Genomic DNA, 18,607 nt, shown 5'->3' with positions numbered 1-18,607 from the left:
GACGCCCGTTCTCGGCTCGGGAAGACACCCCCTGCCAGAGCCGACGACGTGGCGGAGCGCGATCTGCACCGCGCTGCGACCAGGAGCGACCCTCCCGTGGTCCGCATGGGGCCTGGCCTGGCGCTAGGTGCGGGATCGCTCCTTGCTCGTTCGTCTCGTGGCGACGGCTCCTTGAAGGATGGGGCCGGCGAGCACGAGTGCGGCACCCGTCAACCCGGTGGGTGTGATCGGCTCCCGGAGCAGGGTGACTCCGAGGCGTGGTGCGGCGACAGGCTCGGCGAGCATCAGCGTCGTCACTGGTCCCGCGGGCAGCATCGCCAGACCTCGTCCGAACAGGGCGTAGGCCAGCCCGGTCGCCATGACCCCCAGATGGGCGGCTAGCGCGACGCCGGAGGGCTGGCTGAGCCAGGCAAGAGGTTGAGTGAGGAGGATGGGCACGAGCAGGATGCCGCCGAGACCGGACGCCGATCCCATGACTGTGGCACTCGCCTCGCCGCGCACGATCATGTGCTTGCTTGCGACTGTGCAGACGGCGTAGGCCGCACCGGCGGTCAGGGCGAGCAACAGGCCGACTCCACCAGCAGGATGCGTCGCCCCACGTGCTGTCAGGAGGCTCAGGCCGACGACGCCGAGGCTCGTGGCGGTGATCCAGGTTCGGGTGGGGATCTCGCGGAGAGCGGCGAGAGCGAGCAGGCCGGCGAAGACGGGACCGCTGCGATCGTCACCAGCGTTCCCAGCGCGACCGTCGTCGACCTCGGCCCGGGCGCCGATGATGGTGGCGGGGACGGATCGACCGGATGAGCCCGTCAGCGCGTTCCAGAGGTGTGAGGGGTGCGATGACCGGCTGGTCAGGTGCTTCGAGTGGGGCCGCCTGAGAGAATCGAACTCTCGACCTACGCATTACGAGTGCGTTGCTCTGCCATCTGAGCTAAGGCGGCCTGTGCGCGGGCGGCGGGCCGCTCACGCACGGTCGCCCACTATATCGACCGGGCGCCGTCACGTCGAAGCGACGAGACCGGCGCTCCACAGGGAGCCACAGCGGACGGTCAGCGGATCCCCAGGCGACGGCCAGTCTGCGCACAGGGTCGGTCCCGAGAGTGGGTCGCACACCGACCACGAGCGCCGTCAGGCGAGAGGCGAGACCATGACCGAGCAGCAGAGCCCCCACCCCGTCCCGACCCAGCCGACCACCCAGCCCGTGCGGCCCGCGGGCGCGGCCGCCGCCACCGAGGACCGCGCGACGCCTCCCGGCGGTGGCACGAAGGCGCGACGCTGGCTGGCCGGCGCCATGCTCGTCACCGTCGGGCTGGTCGCCGGCAGCGGGGCGACCTACGCCTTCACCTCCGACCCCGCGACCACCGGCACCGGCCAGAACCAGGGCCGGGGGATGCGGGGCTACGGCTTCCCCGGCGGGGGGCCGATGGGCACCGCCCCCGGCTCCGGTGACCAGGGCACCGTCCCCGGCACCACCGACCCCGGCACCACCGACCCGGGCACCGGCGCCGCGACGACCGGGGACCAGCCCACCTGACCCTCAGGCCGCGCAGCGGGAACCGTCGGCGGGCGGTGGCCCGCCGACGAGGTAGGGCAGCACCAGCCCGCGGACGCAGGCGCTCTGGTCGTAGGCCGTGTGGCCCTCGCCCTCGAGCGTGACGAGGACGCCGGACTCCAGCTGATCAGCCATCCCGACGGCGTTCTCGTACGGCGTGGCCGGGTCCCCCGTCGTCCCCAGCACCACGACGGGGGCCGCGCCGGCCCCGGTGATCCGCGGGGCCGCCGGCGCCGGGGCGACGGGCCACAGGGGGCAGATCAGGTCAGGGCCGGAGAACGGGCCGAGGACGGGCGCCTGCTCCGCCTGGAGCGCCGCCTCCCGCTCGGCGCGGGCGACGCTGGTCTCCCGGCTGTCCAGGCAGCGGACCGCCGGGAAGGCGTCGTTGATCTGGCCGTAGGTGCCGTCGGGGTTCCGGTCGTTGCCGCGGTCGGCCAGGGCCAGCAGCGCCCGGCCGTCACCACCGTCGGCCGCGGCCAGCGCCCGGAGCAGCTCCGGCCACCGCTCGCGCCCGTAGAGCGGGTTGACGACGGCCTGGACACCCTGCTGCTGGGTGAGCACCCGGCCACCGGACGTCGTCATCGGGCTCTGGTCCAGTCCCGCGAGCAGCCGGCGGACGCGGCCCAGCACCGCCGCCTGGCTGGAGCCCAGCGGTTGACCTGCGGCCGGGGACCCCGCCCAGCGGGCGAAGTGCTCCAGGGCCCGCTCGAAGCCCTCGAGCTGGCTGACCTCCTCGTCGCCCAGGTCGACCGCCCCGTCGAGCACCATCCGGCCCACCGTCGTGGGGTACAGCTGGGCGTAGAGCGCGCCGATCTGGGTGCCGTAGGAGGCGCCGAAGTAGTGCAGCTGCGGGTCGCCGACGAGCTGTCGCAGCAGCTCGAGGTCGCGGACCGTGGCCTCGGTGCTGATGTGCTCCAGCAGCGGCCCGGAGTGCTGCAGGCAGGCCTGGCCGAACGCGTAGTTCTCGGCCAGCAGCTGCCGCTCCTCAGCGGGGTCGTCGGGCGACACGTCCACGGCCAGGTAGCGGTCGAGGTCACCGGCGCCGAAGCAGCGCACCGGGGTCGACGCCCCCACCCCGCGCGGGTCCCAGCCGACGATGTCGTAGGACTCCAGGCCGTCGGCGTCGAAGTAGCCGACGTAGTTCCGGCCCGAGCCGCCCGGGCCACCCGGGTTGATGAACAGCGTGCCGCGCCGGGGCTCGGAGGTGGCCGGCCGCCTGGCCAGCGCGAGCGTGAGGGCCTGTCCGTCGGGGTCGGCGTGGTCGAGCGGGGCCAGCACCGTGGCGCACTGCAGGCCGCGGCCGCAGAGCCGCCAGGTCAGCGTCTGGGCCCGGTACCGCTCCAGCCCGCTGCCGGGCGGCGGGTCCGCGAACCCGGCCGGCGCCACGGCGGGCACCGGGGTCAGCGGGCGGCCGTCCGCCGGCAGCGACGGGGCTGTCGGCGTCACCGTGGCGGGCGCCGGCGACGAGGTGGGGGCCCGCTCCCCGCCCGGGATCGAGCAGCCGACGAGCAGCAGCAGCAGAACGGCGAGCCCGGGCACCAGGGAGCGGCGTCGACGGGCGGCGGGCATGCAGCGAGGGTACGGGCGCCCGGCAACCAGTCCCGGACCGAGCGGGGGCTCAGGCCGGCGGACCGGACCGGCGGCGCCGACGGGTCCGGGGCTTGCCGGCCGGACCGGTCTCGGCCGGGACGTCTGCCTCCGGTGCGCTGGGCTCGGGCTCCTCGGCGACGGTCCGGGTGGCGAAGACCGCCCGCGAGCCGCAGACCCCGGCGCGGGAGCAGCTGGACACCTGGCCGCTGTCCTTCATCCGGACCAGCACCGCGTCCGCCGGTACCGAGTGCCCGATGACGACCCCCTCCCCCTCGTCGGTGGTGACGGCCGAGCCGACGGCGGGCGCGGTGGCGGCGAACTCCGCGTACAGCGGGTGCTCGTACTTGAGGCAGCACATCAGCCGACCGCAGGCGCCGGAGATCTTGAGCGGGTTCGGCGGCAGGTCCTGCGCCTTGGCCATCCGCAGGCTGACGGGCTCGAAGTCCTTGAGGAACGTGGCGCAGCACAGGTCGCGGCCGCAGCTGCCCAGGCCACCCGTCAACCGGGCCGCGTCGCGACTGCCGACCTGGCGCAGGTCGATGCGGCTGCGCAGCGCCCGGGCCAGCTCCCCCACGAGGGCCCGGAAGTCGACCCGGTGCGGCGCGGTGAAGTAGAGGACCGTCAGCAGGTCGTGCTCCCCGGAGTCGACGACGTCGACCCCGACGACCTTCATCGGCAGGTCGTGCCCGCGGATCAGCTTCTTGGCCACCAGCTTGGCCTGCGCGCGCTTGCGGCGGTGGTCCGCGTCGCGCTCGAGGTGGACCTCCTCGGCGGGTCCGGCGCAGACGGGCAGACCGGAGAAGCCGTCGTCGTCGACCCACTCGGGCGCCCACACGCACTCCGCCACCTCGGGCCCGGCCTCGGTGGGCACGAGGACGTGGTCCCCGACGCGGTAGTCCCGCTCACCGGGGTCCAGGTAGTGCAGACGCCCGTAGCGCTCGAACGAGACCGCCATCACCCGAGCCATGGGCTCACCCTAGGACCCTCCGACCCGCAGGACCACCGCCGCGGGACGCGGCCGGCCCCGGCTCGCGGCACCCGGTGGTCCGGGACGGGCGGAAGCCCGGCAGATGCGGGTCTGCCGGGCTTCCTCGGGTGGGCGTTCTGGGGGGCAGGTCCCACCCGTGCCAGGTGGTCAGCGCAGGCGGAGGACCTGGCCGACCTTGATCCGGTTGGGGTTCTTCAGAGCCTTCTTGTTGAGCTTCCAGAGGCCCTTCCAGCCACCCTTGACGGCGTGCCGCTTGGCGATCTTGGCCAGGGTGTCGCCGCTCTTGACCTTGACGGTCTTGGCCTTGCTGGACGACTTCTTCGTGCTCGACGCCTTCTTGGTGCTCGACGCCTTCTTCGTGCTCGACTTCTTGGCGGTCGACTTCGCACCGGGGTTGCTCGAGGGCGTGGCGCTCTTGCTGGCCTTGCCGTTGCTCTTGCTGAGCCCGGCCTTGCGGCCGCAGGTGGGCCAGGCGCCGGGGCCCTGGCTGGCCAGCACCCGGCGGGCGATGGCGATCTGCTCAGCCTTGCTCGCCGAGTTGGCCCGCGAGGCGTACTTGCCGCCGCCGAAGCCCTTCCAGGTCCGGCTCGAGAACTGCAGGCCGCCGTAGTAGCCGTTCCCGGTGTTGATCTTCCAGTTGCCGCCGCTCTCGCAGCGGGCGACCTTGTCCCAGACCGTGCTGGCGGCCGAGGCGGGCGGGGTGGCGAGGGAGACGAGGCCGAAGGCGAGGGCCAGCGAGGCCAGCGCGCCGACGAGGCGCTTCATGAGTGTGGACGTCAACAACGTCGTCAAGACCTTTCCTGACCGACGCCTGTGAAGTTAGCTGACGGGTTCGGGCGAGTCAGGTGCCCGGCGCTCGCCGAACTGGACGGCTCGAGCGCTTCACCCCAGGGTCCCCGCGGACGGGTTCCCGAGTGGTTCCTCCACCTCCGCTGCGCCCGGGACTGTCCCGGCGAGGGGCCCGCCCAGCGAAGCTCGGCGCGACGGACCGCGTTCCGGACTGCGCCCCGAGCGCTGACCGGCCGTGCAGTTGGTCACGCTTCCAACACCGTCAGGTCACGGAGAGGTCACGAACCGGGTACACCGTACGGGTATGGATCTCTCAGACGCAACTCAGGATCCATAGCCTCGTAACGGGCGGAAAGCGCTTGCTGCTCAGCGACGGAATCCGTCGCCGCCAGCCTCGATCCGGCGGGATCGGTGACCGTCCGGCGCTCCGACCGCGCGATCCAGCCGCGGGGAGCAGCCGGGAGCGGCGGCGTCCCCGGTGTCCGCGCCGCCGGCCCCGCCCGCCGGCCCGGGTGATCACCACGCCTGCGGGTGCGCTCAGGCCGGTCGGGGCGCTGGGCCCGACCCCGTCCGGCTCCGGGCCCGACGACAAGAGCCCCGCGCCTGGGGCGCGGGGCTCTTGACGGTTCAACGGATTCAGTTGTCGGAGAGGACGCTCGGGGGTTCGTCCCCTCCGGCAACCGAGCGCCACGCTACTCCAGATCGGGGGAAAACTCGACTCGGGGAGCGCGCACTCAACCCTGCACCAGCGCGACCAACGTGGACTCGACCGCGAGCAGCGGCGCGACGTTGCCCTCGAGCGCCGTCCGGCAGGCCAGCAGGGCGTCGATCCGCCGGAGGGTCGACTCCGGCGTCGAGCGCCGGGCCAGCACGTTGACGGCCGGCTCGAGGTCGCTGTTGACGAGCGGCGCGCCGGACCGGGTCTGCACGCTCAGCACGTCGCGGTAGCAGCCGGTGAGCTCGGTGAGCGCGCGGTCGAGGGCGTCGCGCTGGTAGCGCTTGGCCCGCGCCTTCTGCTGGTCGTCGAGGTCCTTCAGCGCCGAGGCGGCCTGGCGGGGGCGCGCTCCCCGCGTCCCGAACCCGAGAGCCTCCTCCAGGGCCGACCGCTCCTTCGCGTCGAGCTCGGCGGTGGCCGCGGTCGCCTCCGCGGCGCAGGCCTCCACCAAGGTCGCCGCCGCCCGGAGGCAGGCCCCGAGGTCCCCGAGCTGGCTCGGGATCTGCAGGATCTGGCGACGGCGCTCGCGGGCGGACTCGTGCCGGGCGAGGGCGCGGGCCCGGCCGACGTGACCCTGCGCGACACGGGCCACGAAGGCCGCCAGCTCGGGCTCGACGCCGTCGCGGGTCTCCAGCAGCCGGGCCACCGCGTCGGTCGACGGGGTCTGGAGCTTGAGGCTGCGGCAGCGCGAGCGGATGGTCACCACGACGTCGTCGGCGGTCGGGGCGCAGAGCACCCAGACGGTGAGGGGCGCCGGCTCCTCGATGCTCTTGAGCAGGGCGTCCGCGCCGCGCTCGGTCACCCGGTCGGCGTCCTCCACCACGATCACCTGGTGCCGGCCCAGCGTCGGGCTCATCGCCGCCCGGCGGACCAGGTCCCGGACCTCGTCGACCCCGATCGACAGCATCTCGGTGCGCACCAGGGTGACGTCGGGGTGGGCCCCGCTGAGCGCCGTCCGGCACTGGGTGCACTCACCGCAGCCGCCGCGCGGGCACTGCAGCGCCGCCGCGAAGGCCCGGGCCGCGTTGGACCGGCCGGAGCCGGGTGGTCCGGTGAAGAGCCAGGCGTGGCTCATCGCGTGCGGGTCGCCGGCGACGGCGCGGCGGAGCGTCTCCGCGGCCCCCTCCTGGCCGACGAGGTCGGCCCAGACCCCGCGCAGGGGGGCGGCGGCCGCGGTCGGTGCGCTCACCGGGGACGCCGCGGGACGCTCAGCCGGCTCATGGCGTCAGTCTGCCCGAGACCTCCGACAGTCCTGGTGCCGTCCCGTCGTCGGTCAGCAGGGTGCTCACCCGGGCGGCGATCGCGGCGGCGAGGTCGTCGATCGTCCGCCGGGCGTCGAGCACCAGGTAGGTCGCCGGCTCGCGCGCGGCCAGCGCCAGGAACGAGGCGCGGGCCCGCTCGTGGAAGGTCTCCCCGGCCGCCTCCAACCGGTCCTTGGCCACCTTCGTGTGGACGGCGTGCCGCGGGTCGACATCGAGCAGCACGGTCAGGTCCGGACGCAGGTCCTCGGTGGCCCAGCGCGCCACCTGCTCGACCTCGGCCTCGGCCAGCACCCGGCCCGCGCCCTGGTAGGCCAGCATCGAGTCGACGTAGCGGTCGCAGACCACCACGGCCCCGCGCCGCAGGGCCGGGCGGACGACGGCGTGCAGGTGCTGCGCCTTGTCGGCGGCGTACAGCAGCGCCTCGGCCCGGGGGGCGAGGTCGCCCGTCTCCGGGTCCAGCACGAGCTGGCGGATCCTCGCCCCGAGCACCGAGTCGCCCGGCTCGAAGGTCCGGACCACCGCACGGCCGGCCGTCTCCAGCGTCGTGCACAGCCGCTCGACCTGGGTGGACTTCCCCACCCCGTCACCGCCCTCGAACACGACGAAGACGCCCCGCCGGCTCACCCGGCGTCCCCGGCGGCGGACAGCTTCCGGGTCGCGCGCGCCGCGGCGGTGAGGAAGGCCCGCCGCCCCCGTCGGGACTCCCCGGCCTGACGCTCCCAGCTCCGCCCCGCCGCGAAGGCGGCGGCCGGGTCGAGGCCGGCCACGGCGGCCAGGGCCACCGCCTCGTCGAGGGGGGCGGCGCCGACGGCGTCGAGCCGGCGCCGGGGCTTGCGCAGCCGCCGGCCGACCTCCGCGGCGCGGGCGGGCAGCACCGGTCCAGCCAGCGCGGCGAGCGCCTCGGCCCGTTGCAGCTGCCGGGCGACGTCGGCCCACGCCTGCGCCGGGCTGTCGACGTCGACGGTCTCCACGGCTGCCGCGAACGCGGCGAGGGCGGCACCCAGCAGGCCTTCGAGCTCGTCCTCGGCGGCGACGCTGCTGCGGTCACCGAGACGCGGGGCCCGGGCGGCCCCGACCAGGGCGTCGAGGAGGGCCAGGTAGCGCTCGCCCCGCAGCCGGGCCGCCAGCTTCTCCGCCGGCTCGGGGTCGGGTCCGCCCAGCCACTCCAGCTCGTCGACGAGCTCGCGGAGCCAGGCGGCGTCGACCCCGACCGCCAGCGCGTCGAGCTCCGCGGCGAGGGTCCGGACGGAGGCCCGGACGCGGACCGTGGCCGCCAGCTCCCCGCCCCGGACCGCCAGGTCGGCCTCGACCAGCTCGCGCAGCCGACGCCCCACCAGCTGCCCGAGGAACCGCTTGAACGCCATCTCCGGCAGGACCGGGCCCGCCTCCGGCACGTCGGTGGGGCCGGTGGCCGGCGCGCCGAGGCGGCTGACCAGCCGGGGGAAGCGGGCCACCGCGGCCGACCCGACGCCGGTCAGCGCGCGGTCCACCCACGCCGTCTGGTCCTCGGTCAGCCCCGCCCCGACCGGGGTGATCATCACCTCGCGGTAGCGCGCGGTGGTCAGCCCGCCCCGCCGGACGGTCACCTTGTCGTCGCGCAGCAGGGCCAGCGTCTCGCCCTCCTCGTCGCGCAGGGCGAACTCGCGGCGGTCGCAGGTCAGGGCGGCGACGGGACCCAGCGGTGCCCGGCGGCGCAGCGGCCGGGTCAGGTCGGCCAGCTCCTCCGGCAGGTCGCTGTGCCCCATCAGCTCGATCCGGTCCTTCGGCAGCAGCGGCTGCCAGTCGGGCGCGGTGAGGAACCACTCGCCGCGGCCGTCGAGGACCCGGTGGGCCAGCAGCACCCCCGAGCGGATCAGCCGGTGGTCGGGGGCGTCGAGCAGCGTGACGTCGATCGAGTAGGCGGCGTTGTGACCGGCCCGGGCCACCAGGTTGTGCAGTCCGAGGTCGGGGTTGACCAGGCGGGGGGCGACGGCGCTGTAGGGCATGTCGTACAGCCGCTGGCCGGGCGGGCGGGGCCGCCCGGTGGGCTGCGGTGCGCCGGCGTCGGAGACCGCGGCGGGCAGCACGGCGGCCACCGGCCGACGCCCACGGGATCGCCGCGCCCCGGTCCCGTCGGTCTTGCCGCCACGAGCAGTCTTGCCGCCGCGAGCGGCCTGGCGGGCGTCACCTGCCTTGTCGGCCTTCCCGCCGCCGCGCCGGCGGGGGCTCACGCGTCCGTCCTGAGCACGGGGTCAGCCTGTCACAGCGGGCGGCGGAGCGCGGCGCCCCACTCAGCGGCTGGCGTCGGCCGCCGCGGCCTTCTTCGCCGGGGCCTTCTTGGCCGGCGCCTTCTTGGCCGCGGCCTTCTTCGCCGGCGCCCCGGACGCCGCCGTCTTCTTGGCGGGCGCGCGCTTGGCCGGGGCCTTCTTCGCCGCCGTCCGCTTCTTCGGGGCCGGACCCTTCGCCCGCTTCTCCGCGAGCAGCTCCGCGGCGCGCTCGGCGGTGATCGTGGCGATCTCGTCGTCCCGCCGCAGGGTGGCGTTGACCTCGCCGTCGGTCACGTAGGCGCCGAACCGGCCGTCCTTGATCACCATGGGGGCGCCCGAGACCGGGTCCGGACCCAGCTCCTTCAGCGGCGGCTTCGCCGCGGCCCGCCCGCGCTGCTTGGGCTGGGCGTAGATGGCCAGCGCCTCGTCGAGGGTGATCCCGAAGATCTGGTCCTCACTCGTCAGCGAGCGCGAGTCGGTGCCCTTCTTCAGGTACGGACCGTAGCGGCCGTTCTGCGCGGTGATCTCGACGCCCTCGGCGTCGACGCCCACCACGCGCGGCAGGCTCATCAGCTCCAGGGCCTGCTCCAGGGTGACCGTCTCGACGCTCATCGAGGCGAAGAGGGAGCCGGTCCGCGCCTTGGCGTTCTTCGGCGCGTCCTCGGGCAGCAGCTCGGTGACGTAGGGGCCGAAGCGGCCGTTGCGGGCGACGACGGGGTTGCCCGTCTCCGGGTCCGTGCCCAGCTCGCGCTCCTCGCCCATCGGCTTCGAGAGCAGCTCGCGGGCCAGCTCGACGGTCAGCTCGTCCGGCGGCAGCTCGTCGTCGACGTTGGCGCGACGGCCCTCGGCGTCCTCGACGTAGGTGCCGTAGCGACCCACCCGGACCACGATGGCGTCGCTGTCCTCGAGGTCGCCGACGGGGAAGGTCGACAGCTGCCGGGCGTCGATGTCACCGAGCTCGGAGACCAGCTGCTGCAGGCCCTCGTGCGCCGCGGCGTCGCCGTCCTCACCGCCCGCCCCGGCCGGCGAGCCGAAGTAGAAGTCCTTGAGCACGGCCAGCCGCTGGGCGTTGCCGCCGGCGATCTGGTCGAGCGTCTGCTCCATCTCGGCGGTGAAGGCGTAGTCGACGAGGTTCGGGAAGTGCTCCTCCAGCAGCCGGGTGACGGCGAAGGCGAGCCAGGTCGGCACCAGGGCCGAGCCCTTCTTGAACACGTAGTCACGGGAGGTGATCGTGCGGATGATCGACGCGTAGGTCGACGGCCGGCCGATCTCCAGCTCCTCCAGCTTGGCCACCAGGGACGGCTCGGTGTAGCGGGCCGGCGCCCGGGTCTCGTGGCCGGACGCCGTGACGCTGTCCGGGCGCAGGCTCTGGCCCTGCGTCAGCTGCGGCAGGCGGGTCTGCGCGTCGTCGGAGGCCGAGTCGTCGTCGGAGGACTCGACGTAGGCCTTGAGGAACCCGTGGAAGGTGATCGTGCGGCCCGAGGCGGTGAAGCGGCAGGTCTCCTCGCCGGGACGGGTCGCGTCGATCCGGACGGTGATCGACTGGCCCTCGGCGTCCTTCATCTGGGAGGCGATGGTGCGCATCCAGATCAGCTCGTAGAGCCGGAACTGGTCGCCCTTCAGGTTGGTCTGCGCCGGGGTGAGGAAGGTGTCACCGGCGGGCCGGATCGCCTCGTGCGCCTCCTGCGCGTTCTTCTGCTTGCTGGCGTAGGTGCGCGGCTTGGCCGGCAGGTAGTTCGCGCCGAACAGCTGGGTGACCTGGTTGCGGGCCGCGGTGATCGCGGTCTCGGACAGCACCGAGGAGTCGGTCCGCATGTAGGTGATGAAGCCGGCCTCGTAGAGGTCCTGGGCCACCGACATGGCGCGCTGCGCCGTGAAGCCGAGCTTGCGGCCGGCCTCCTGCTGCATCGTCGTCGTCCGGAAGGGGGCGTAGGGCTTGCGGGTGTAGGGCCGGGACTCCACGCTCTGCACGGCGTAGGTCGCGCTGCGCAGCCCGGTGGCCAGCTGCTGGGCGGTGGTCTCGTCCAGGTGCGCGAGCGGCTCGCTGCCCTTGGCGACCAGCACGCCGTGGCTGTCGAAGTCGCGGCCCTGGGCGACCCGGCGCTCGCCGACGTGGGTCAGCCGGGCCGGGAAGAGCGGCGGGTCGGCGGGCGAGCCCGCGTCCAGCACGGCGTCGAGGTCCCAGTAGGAGGCGGCGCGGAAGGCGATCCGCTCGCGCTCGCGCTCCACGACCAGGCGGGTGGCGACGGACTGCACGCGGCCGGCCGACAGCCGGGGCATGACCTTCTTCCACAGCACCGGGGAGACCTCGTAGCCGTACAGCCGGTCGAGGATGCGCCGGGTCTCCTGGGCGTCGACCAGGTCGGTGTCGAGGTCGCGCGGGTTGGCCACGGCGTCGGCGATCGCCTTCGCGGTGATCTCGCGGAACACCATCCGGCGCACCGGGACCTTCGGCTTGAGCTCCTGCAGGAGGTGCCAGGCGATCGCCTCGCCCTCCCGGTCGTCGTCGGTGGCCAGGAGCAGCTCGTCGGAACCGGCGAGCGCGTCCTTGAGGGTGCGCATCGTGGCGCGCTTGTCGGGGCTCACGACGTAGATCGGCTCGAAGCCGTGCTCGACGTCGATGCCGGTGCGGGCCCACTTCTCGCCCTTGTACTTCGCCGGCACCTCGGCAGCACCCGTCGGCAGGTCGCGGACGTGCCCGCGGCTGGACTCGACGACGTAACCGTCGCCGAGGTACCCCGCGATCGTCTTCACCTTGGTGGGCGACTCCACGATCACGAGCCGCTTGCCACCTGCTCTGCCTGCCACGCTGTCCCTCTTCTCCCGGCTCCGGTCGGCCCCCGTCGGGCCGTGCTCGCCGGACATCCCTCGCACCACTGCCGCCGGCCGGTGCTGGACCGGCGACGGCGCGCTCACTCTACGACCGAAGTCCAGCCGTGCCCCGCAGCCTGCCAGGGGCCGGCCACGCCGCCGACCTGCCTCCCCAGGCTCAGCCGAGGAACCCGTCGACCACGAGACGGCGCACCGCCGGCACCACCTCGGCGGTCAGGTCGGCGGCGTCGACGCCCAGCAGCCCGGCCACGGTCGTGACGACGGTACCCAGCGGGAGGTCGCCGTCACAGGCGCCGAGCACCCCGGCCAGCGCGGTGCCGGGCTCGGTCGCCCGGCGGAACCCGCGCTGCTGCCGGAGCACCAGGTGCTGCGGGTCGGCCTCGCCCGGCACGCCGATGGTCTCCTCCACGACGTCGGCCGCCAGCACCCACCGCCGGGCCAGCAGCGCCTCGTCGCTCAGCGACCGGTCGAGCGAGACCGCGACGAGCTCACGCTCCAGGGCCGGCGCGAGCGGCTGCTCGACGGCGTAGGGCCACTCCTCCAGCCGGACCCGCGGGACGTCGTGGCCGGCCCGGTGCAGCAGCAGCCAGCCCATCCCCACGGCCTCGATGCCGAGTGCCTCGAAGTAGTCGAGCCACTCCGCGTAGCGCGGCAGGTACTCCGGCGACCCGGCCAGCCCGGCGTCGGCCAGCCACAGCTCGGCGTACTCGTGGACGTCGAGCACCTCCCGCTGCACGACGTGGGCGTCGCAGCCGGAGCCGGCGAACCAGCCGCCGAGGCGCTCGGTCCAGTCCTGGCCGCGGACGTGCGCCCAGTTGGCCAGCACCTGCAGCGTGCCGTCCTCGGCGAGGTGGCCGACGCCGTCGCGGACCACCTGCTCCACCAGCCCGTCGGAGGTCCAGCTGCCCTCGCGGTAGGCCAGCCGGTCCGCGTCGCTGCGCGGCGGCGACATCACGTAGGGCGGGTTGGTGGTGATGAGGTCGAACCGCTCCCCCGCGACGGGCTCGTACAGGCTGCCGAGCCGGAGGTCGACGTCGACGGCGTTGAGCGCCGCGGTCAGCGCGGCCAGCTCGAGCGCACGCGGGTTGAGGTCGGTGGCGGTGACCGCCTCGGCGTGCCGGGCGAGGTGCAGGCTCTGCACCCCGCAGCCGGTGCCGAGGTCGAGGGCGCGGCCGACGGGGCGGCGGAGGGTCAGCTGGGCGAGGGTGCTCGACGCCGAGGACACCCCGAGCACGAAGTCGGGACGGATGGGCCGCACGTCGGTGTCGAGGTTGGGCGAGAGGTCGGAGACCACCCAGCCGCTCGCGCCGTCGTCGCTGGCGTAGGGCCGGACGTCGACCGCCGCCCGGACCTCCTCACCGTCGCGCTCGAGGACGCCCGCCGCGGCCAGGGGTCCGACCAGCCCCGGCAGCGCGGCCTCCAGCGCCGCGCGCGGGACGGTGCGCTGCAGCAACCACAGCCGGCTGAGCACGGCCAGCGGGTCGGTGGCGTCGCCCAGCGCCCGGGCCCCGGCGACGGTGGAGTTGCGGCCCAGGGCCGCGTGCGCCGCCGTGCCCATCCGCTCGACGACGGCGTCCACCTCGTAGCGGTGGCGGACGAACGCCTCCCGCAGGGCGTCCACGTGGTCAGGGCTCAGGCTGGGCATCCCGCCATGCTCCCACTGCTCGTCGCGGGAGCCGGCCGGGCGCCGCTCGACGGGCGCAGGAAACCGGCGTCAGCCGCAGTGGTGGCGCCCGACGGGGATGACGGTCGGGGTGTGCGAGACCGGGTCGTCGATCACCCGGGCGGTGAGGCCGTACACCTCGGCGATGGTCTCGGGGGTGATGACGGCGTGCGAGGGGCCGGCGGCGACGACGTGGCCGTCCTTCAGGGCCACGAGGTGGTCGGCGTAGCGGCAGGCCAGGTTGAGGTCGTGCATCACGATGACCACCGTCGTCCCGCGCCGGCGGTTGAGGTCGGTGAGCAGGTCGAGCACCTCCACCTGGTGGGCGAGGTCCAGGTAGGTGGTGGGCTCGTCGAGCAGCAGGAGGTCGGTCTGCTGGGCCAGGGCCATGGCGATCCAGACGCGCTGCCGCTGGCCGCCGCTGAGCTCGTCGACGGGCCGCTCCGCCAGCTCGAGGGTGTCGGTCAGCACCAGCGCCTCGGTCACGGCCGCCTCGTCGGCGGCGGACCAGGAGCGGAACCAGGTCTGGTGCGGGTGCCGGCCGCGCCCCACCAGGTCGGCGACGGTGATGCCCTCGGGCGCGGTCGGGGCCTGCGGCAGCAGGCCCAGCACCTGCGCGACGGAGCGGCTGGGCATCCGGTGCAGGTCGCGGCCGTCCAGGAGCACCACGCCGGCGGCGGGGGGCAGCAGCCGGGCCATCCCGCGCAGCAGCGTCGACTTGCCGCAGCCGTTGGCCCCGATCACCACGCTGACCTGGCCGGCGGGGACCGGCAGGCTCAGGTCCTCGACGACGAGCCGGTCGCCGTAGCCGAGGCTGAGGCCCCGGGTCTCGAGCTGGTGGGTGGTGCTGGGGGCGTCGAGCAGGGTCATGGTCGTCATCCTTTGCGGGCCGAGGCCGCGTTGGTGCGCAGCAGCAGGTAGATGAGGTACGGGGCGCCGACGGCGGCGGTGAGGACGCCGACGGGGAGCTGCAGGGGCAGCAGGTGCTGACCGGCGAAGTCGGCCAGCGTGACCACGGCCGCGCCGACGAGGCCGGCGGGGACCAGTCCGGCCCCGGCGCCGCCGGTCAGCCGGCGCGAGATGGGCCCGGAGACGAAGGCGACGAAGCCGACCGGGCCGGCGACGGAGGTCGCGACCGCGGCGAGCGCGACGGCGAAGAGCATCAGCAGCAGCCGGGACCGCTCGACGCCGACGCCGAGGGCCCGCGCGGTGTCGTCGCCCAGCTGCAGCCCGCCGAGGGTGCGGCCGGCCCACAGGCTGAGCGGGACGACGACCACGACGAGCACGGCCAGCGGGCGCAGGGCCGCGGCGTCGGCCCCGTTGAGGCTGCCGGTCAGCCAGACGAGGGCGACCTGGGCGTCGTCCACCTGGGCCCGGGTCATCAGGAAGTCGACCACCGAGAGCAGGACCGCGCCCACGCCGATGCCCACCAGGACCAGCCGGGTGCCGGCGACGCCCTGCCGCCAGGCGAGCAGGTAGATGAGGAGGGTGGTCAGCAGCGCGCCGCCGAAGGCCGACGCGGCCACGACCACACCGGACAGCCCGAAGAGCAGCAGGGCCGTCACCGCGGCCGCGCTGGCGCCGGCCGTGATGCCGATGATGTCGGGGCTGGCCAGCGGGTTGCGGAGCATGGTCTGGAACACCGCCCCGGCCATCCCCAGGGCGAAGCCGACCAGCAGGCCGCTGAGCACCCGGGGCAGTCGCAGGTCGTAGATGATGAAGTCGGCGGCCCGGCTGCCGCGGCCGGTCAGCGACGCGACGACGTCGCCGAGGCCCAGCGGGAAGTCCCCCACCACGAGCGAGGCCAGGAACGCGGCCACCAGCAGGACCAGCAGCCCGGCGCAGGTGAGGACGGTGCGCCGCCGCAGGGTGCGCCGGACGGCCCGCACGGGGTCGGCCGGCAGCGCCGTCGGTGCCCCGCGGACCGCGGTCACAGCTCGCTCACGTGCCGGCGGCGGACCAGGGCGATGAACACGGGGGCGCCGATCAGGGCGGTGACGATGCCGACCTGCACCTCGCCCGGCCGGGCGATGACGCGGCCGACGACGTCGGCGCTCAGCAGCAGGCAGGGGGCCAGCAGCATCGAGTACGGGAGCGCCCAGCGGTAGTCGGGCCCGACGATCATCCGGGCGACGTGCGGGACCGTCAGCCCGACGAAGCCGATCGGCCCGCAGGCCGCGGTGGCCGAACCGCAGAGCAGCACGACGACGGCCGCGGAGACGGCCCGCGAGCGGGCCACGTGCGCGCCGAGGCCGCGGGCGACGTCGTCGCCGAGGGACAAGGTGTTGAGGACCCGGCCCAGGAACAGCGCGGCGACGCAGCCGACCAGCAGGAACGGGGCGACCTGAGCGATCACGTCGGTCCCCCGGCCGGCCAGCGCCCCCACCTGCCAGAACCGGAACTGGTCGAAGGTCGCCTGGTCGACCAGCAGGAAGGCGGTGGTGACGGCGCCGAAGGCCGCGCCGACCGCGGCCCCGGCCAGCGCGAGCTTGAGCGGGCTGGCTCCGTCCCGGCCGAGGGCCGCCACGCCGTAGACGACGACAGCGGCCGCCGCGGCGCCGGCGAAGGCGAACCAGACGTAGCCGCGCGGGCTGGTGACCCCGAGCAGCGTGATGGACAGCACCACGAACAGCGACGCCCCGGCGTTGACGCCGAGCAGCCCGGGGTCGGCGAGGGGGTTGCGGGTGACGCCCTGCATGACCGCCCCGGCCAGTCCCAGCGCGGCCCCGGCCAGCAGGCCGAGGACCGTCCGGGGCAGCCGCAGCTCGCGGATGACCAGGTGGTCGGTGCTGTCGGGGTCGTAGCGGGTCAGGGCGTCCCACACCGCTCCCGCGCCGGTCGTCCGGGTGCCGACGGCCAGGCTGAGGTAGGCGAGCAGCGCCAGCACGGCGGCGGTGAGCACCAGACCGAGCAGCCGCCGGGCGCGCGGCGGCCGGCGGGTCGGGCGCCGGCGCAGGTCGGGCCGCGCCTCCACCGTCGTCATAAGGGGAGCCTAACCTGACCTCAGCGGCCTGTCTGCCGCGCGGCGACCGGCTCAGGCTGGGTGGTCGCCCCGCAGCACCGGCCGGAGCTGCTCGACCACGCCCGCGTCCTCGACCGTGGAGGGGACGGTGCCGGGTCCGCCGTCGGCGATCTCGCGCATCGTCCGGCGCAGCAGCTTGCCCGAGCGGGTCTTGGGCAGGGCCGCGACCACGTCGACCCGGCGGAGCGAGGCGACCGGGCCGATCTCGGCCCGGACGAGGGCGACCAGCTCCTCGGCCAGCTGGGCGGGCGGGGTGTCGACGCCGTCGGTCAGCACGACGAGGGCGCGGGGCACCTGGCCCTTGAGGTCGTCGGCGACCCCGATCACGGCGCACTCGGCCACCGCGGGGTGGGAGGCCAGCACGGCCTCCATCGAGCCGGTGGAGAGCCGGTGGCCCGCCACGTTGATCACGTCGTCGGTGCGCCCCATCACGAACACGTAGCCGTCGGCGTCGAGGTGGCCGCCGTCCCCGCTGAGGTACCAGCCGGGGAACGTCTCGAGGTAGCTGCGACGGAACCGGTCGTCGTCGCCCCAGATGGTGGGCAGCGTGCCGGGCGGCAGCGGCAGCCGCAGGCACAGCGCCCCGTCCTGGTCCGCCGGCAGGACGGCGCCGTCGGGCCCCAGCGCCTGGACGTCGTAGCCGGGCACCGGCACCGACGGCGAGCCGGCCTTGAGGGGCAGCGGTGCCAGCCCCCGGGGGTTCGCCGCGATCGGCCAGCCGGTCTCGGTCTGCCACCAGTGGTCGACCACGGGCACGCCCAGCAGCTCGCCCGCCCAGTGGAAGGTGTCGGGGTCCAGCCGCTCGCCGGCCAGGAACAGGGCCTGCAGGCTCGACAGGTCGTGGCGGCGGGCCAGCGCCCCGTCGGGGTCGACCCGGCGGATGGCCCGGACCGCGGTCGGTGCCGTGAACAGCACCTTGGCACGGTGCTCGCTGACCACGCGCCAGAACGACCCGGCGTCGGGGGTGCCCACCGGCTTGCCCTCGTAGAGCACCGTCGTCGCGCCGACCAGCAGCGGCGCGTAGACGATGTAGGAGTGGCCGACCACCCAGCCCACGTCGCTGGCGGTGAACATCACGTCGCCCGGGCCGATGTCGTAGACGGCCCGCATCGAGTAGGCCAGGGCGACGGCGTGCCCGCCGTGGTCGCGGACGATGCCCTTCGGCTTCCCGGTGGTCCCGGAGGTGTAGAGGATGTAGAGCGGGTCGGTGGCCGCGAGCTCGGCGCAGCCCGCCGGCTGGAACTGGCCCGGGCGCATCAGCACCGCGAGGTCCAGCTCGCGCTCGCCGTGGAGCTCGGCCGGCGCCTCGGGGCGCTGGTGGACGACGACGTAGTCGGGCTGGTGGCGGCTCCGCTGCAGCGCGGCGTCCAGCAGCGGTTTGTACTCCACCACCCGACCGGGCTCCAGGCCGCAGGAGGAGATGAGCACGACCTTGGGTCGGGCGTCGTCGATCCGGGCGGCCAGCTCGGCGGCGGCGAACCCGCCGAACACCACCGAGTGGACGGCACCGAGGCGGGCGCAGGCCAGCATGGCGACGACGGCCTCGGGCACCATCGGCATCGAGATGACGACGCGGTCGCCCGGTCCGACCCCGAGCTCGCGGAGCCCGCCGCCGAGCTGCGCGACCTCCTGCAGCAGGTCGGCGTAGGTGTAGGTGCGCCGGGTCCCGGAGTAGGCGGAGTGGAAGATCAGCGCCGGCTCGTCGGCGCGGCCCCGGACCACGTGCCGGTCCAGTGCGTTGTAGCAGGTGTTCAGCACCCCGTCGGGGAACCAGCGACCGGCCGGCGGTGCCTCGCGGTCGAGCACCGTGCGCGGCCGGGTGAACCAGTCGACGGCCCGCGCCTGCTCCGCCCAGAAGGCCTCGGGGTCGTCCAGGCTGCGGCGGTGCTCCGTGGCGTACGCGCTCATCGGCGGCCTCCTCGTCGGGGTCGCGCCGGCCGGCGGACCGCGC

14 protein-coding genes, 1 tRNA gene and 1 riboswitch are annotated in these 18,607 nt (G+C 74.8%); of the genes, 1 reads left to right on the top strand and 14 read right to left on the bottom strand.

Annotated features, from left to right (window positions below; genetic code table 11):
• Positions 1-123: 123 nt before the first annotated feature.
• Positions 124-564 carry a DMT family transporter gene (locus BLT72_RS22025; RefSeq protein WP_157720223.1) on the bottom strand — a complete coding sequence of 147 codons (441 nt, stop codon included), beginning with the start codon at positions 562-564 and terminating at the stop codon, positions 124-126.
• Between the two features lie 298 nt (positions 565-862).
• Positions 863-938: transfer RNA gene (locus tag BLT72_RS01440), tRNA-Thr, on the bottom strand.
• Between the two features lie 206 nt (positions 939-1,144).
• Between BLT72_RS01440 and BLT72_RS01435 the strand changes: the two genes are divergently transcribed.
• Positions 1,145-1,531 carry a hypothetical protein gene (locus BLT72_RS01435; RefSeq protein ID WP_091409140.1) on the top strand — a complete coding sequence of 129 codons (387 nt, stop codon included), beginning with the start codon at positions 1,145-1,147 and terminating at the stop codon, positions 1,529-1,531.
• Positions 1,532-1,534: 3 nt separating this feature from the next.
• On the opposite strand, the gene BLT72_RS01430 is transcribed toward BLT72_RS01435, so the two are convergent.
• From BLT72_RS01430 to BLT72_RS01375, 12 genes are all read right to left on the bottom strand, one after another.
• Positions 1,535-3,118, bottom strand: coding sequence for an alpha/beta hydrolase (locus BLT72_RS01430; RefSeq protein WP_091409137.1), 1,584 nt, complete (start codon positions 3,116-3,118; stop codon positions 1,535-1,537).
• 49 nt (positions 3,119-3,167) lie between these two features.
• Positions 3,168-4,106 carry a PSP1 domain-containing protein gene (locus tag BLT72_RS01425; protein ID WP_091409134.1) on the bottom strand — a complete coding sequence of 313 codons (939 nt, stop codon included), beginning with the start codon at positions 4,104-4,106 and terminating at the stop codon, positions 3,168-3,170.
• A 168-nt stretch (positions 4,107-4,274) separates the two neighbouring features.
• On the bottom strand, positions 4,275-4,892 hold the full coding sequence (locus BLT72_RS23245; protein WP_091409130.1) for a LysM peptidoglycan-binding domain-containing protein: 618 nt from the start codon (positions 4,890-4,892) through the stop codon (positions 4,275-4,277).
• A 28-nt stretch (positions 4,893-4,920) separates the two neighbouring features.
• Positions 4,921-5,081, bottom strand: a riboswitch (cyclic di-AMP (ydaO/yuaA leader).
• A gap of 569 nt (positions 5,082-5,650) precedes the next feature.
• Positions 5,651-6,820, bottom strand: a complete 1,170-nt coding sequence (locus BLT72_RS01415; RefSeq protein WP_172826004.1) for a DNA polymerase III subunit delta' — start codon at positions 6,818-6,820, stop codon at positions 5,651-5,653.
• A gap of 28 nt (positions 6,821-6,848) precedes the next feature.
• Positions 6,849-7,517 (bottom strand): dTMP kinase, encoded by a 669-nt coding sequence (gene tmk, locus BLT72_RS01410; RefSeq protein ID WP_091409127.1) that lies wholly within the window; start codon positions 7,515-7,517, stop codon positions 6,849-6,851.
• Positions 7,514-9,103: a hypothetical protein gene (locus BLT72_RS01405; RefSeq protein ID WP_157720221.1), complete on the bottom strand. Its 1,590-nt coding sequence runs from the start codon at positions 9,101-9,103 to the stop codon at positions 7,514-7,516. Before BLT72_RS01405 ends, tmk begins: the two co-directional genes overlap by 4 nt.
• A 60-nt stretch (positions 9,104-9,163) precedes the next feature.
• Complete coding sequence (gene topA, locus BLT72_RS01400) at positions 9,164-11,947, bottom strand: type I DNA topoisomerase (protein WP_231930266.1); 2,784 nt, start codon at positions 11,945-11,947, stop codon at positions 9,164-9,166.
• Positions 11,948-12,128: 181 nt separating this feature from the next.
• Positions 12,129-13,616: a DUF7059 domain-containing protein gene (locus tag BLT72_RS01395; protein ID WP_091409116.1), complete on the bottom strand. Its 1,488-nt coding sequence runs from the start codon at positions 13,614-13,616 to the stop codon at positions 12,129-12,131.
• Between the two features lie 69 nt (positions 13,617-13,685).
• Positions 13,686-14,504 (bottom strand): ABC transporter ATP-binding protein, encoded by an 819-nt coding sequence (locus tag BLT72_RS01390; RefSeq protein WP_091409113.1) that lies wholly within the window; start codon positions 14,502-14,504, stop codon positions 13,686-13,688.
• A gap of 5 nt (positions 14,505-14,509) precedes the next feature.
• Positions 14,510-15,568 (bottom strand): FecCD family ABC transporter permease, encoded by a 1,059-nt coding sequence (locus BLT72_RS01385; protein ID WP_197677156.1) that lies wholly within the window; start codon positions 15,566-15,568, stop codon positions 14,510-14,512.
• Positions 15,565-16,617, bottom strand: coding sequence for a FecCD family ABC transporter permease (locus tag BLT72_RS01380; protein ID WP_091409110.1), 1,053 nt, complete (start codon positions 16,615-16,617; stop codon positions 15,565-15,567). Before BLT72_RS01380 ends, BLT72_RS01385 begins: the two co-directional genes overlap by 4 nt.
• A gap of 51 nt (positions 16,618-16,668) precedes the next feature.
• Positions 16,669-18,564: an AMP-binding protein gene (locus BLT72_RS01375; protein ID WP_091409107.1), complete on the bottom strand. Its 1,896-nt coding sequence runs from the start codon at positions 18,562-18,564 to the stop codon at positions 16,669-16,671.
• Positions 18,565-18,607: the final 43 nt, after the last annotated feature.

The organism is Friedmanniella luteola, from assembly GCF_900105065.1.
Lineage (GTDB): Bacteria > Actinomycetota > Actinomycetes > Propionibacteriales > Propionibacteriaceae > Microlunatus > Microlunatus luteolus.
The sequence above is the reverse complement of the archived record's forward strand: the minus strand, read 5'-3'. Positions and strand labels throughout refer to the sequence as shown.

Bases quoted from the DNA above. Each gene is read 5' to 3' on its own strand.
- BLT72_RS01435 (WP_091409140.1), top strand. From the start codon at position 1,145: ATGACCGAGCAGCAGAGCCCCCACCCCGTCCCGACCCAGCCGACCACC.
- BLT72_RS01430 (WP_091409137.1), bottom strand. From the start codon at position 3,118: ATGCCCGCCGCCCGTCGACGCCGCTCCCTGGTGCCCGGGCTCGCCGTT.
- BLT72_RS01425 (WP_091409134.1), bottom strand. From the start codon at position 4,106: ATGGCTCGGGTGATGGCGGTCTCGTTCGAGCGCTACGGGCGTCTGCAC.
- BLT72_RS23245 (WP_091409130.1), bottom strand. From the start codon at position 4,892: ATGAAGCGCCTCGTCGGCGCGCTGGCCTCGCTGGCCCTCGCCTTCGGC.
- BLT72_RS01395 (WP_091409116.1), bottom strand. From the start codon at position 13,616: ATGCCCAGCCTGAGCCCTGACCACGTGGACGCCCTGCGGGAGGCGTTC.
- BLT72_RS01390 (WP_091409113.1), bottom strand. From the start codon at position 14,504: ATGACCCTGCTCGACGCCCCCAGCACCACCCACCAGCTCGAGACCCGG.
- BLT72_RS01380 (WP_091409110.1), bottom strand. From the start codon at position 16,617: ATGACGACGGTGGAGGCGCGGCCCGACCTGCGCCGGCGCCCGACCCGC.
- BLT72_RS01375 (WP_091409107.1), bottom strand. From the start codon at position 18,564: ATGAGCGCGTACGCCACGGAGCACCGCCGCAGCCTGGACGACCCCGAG.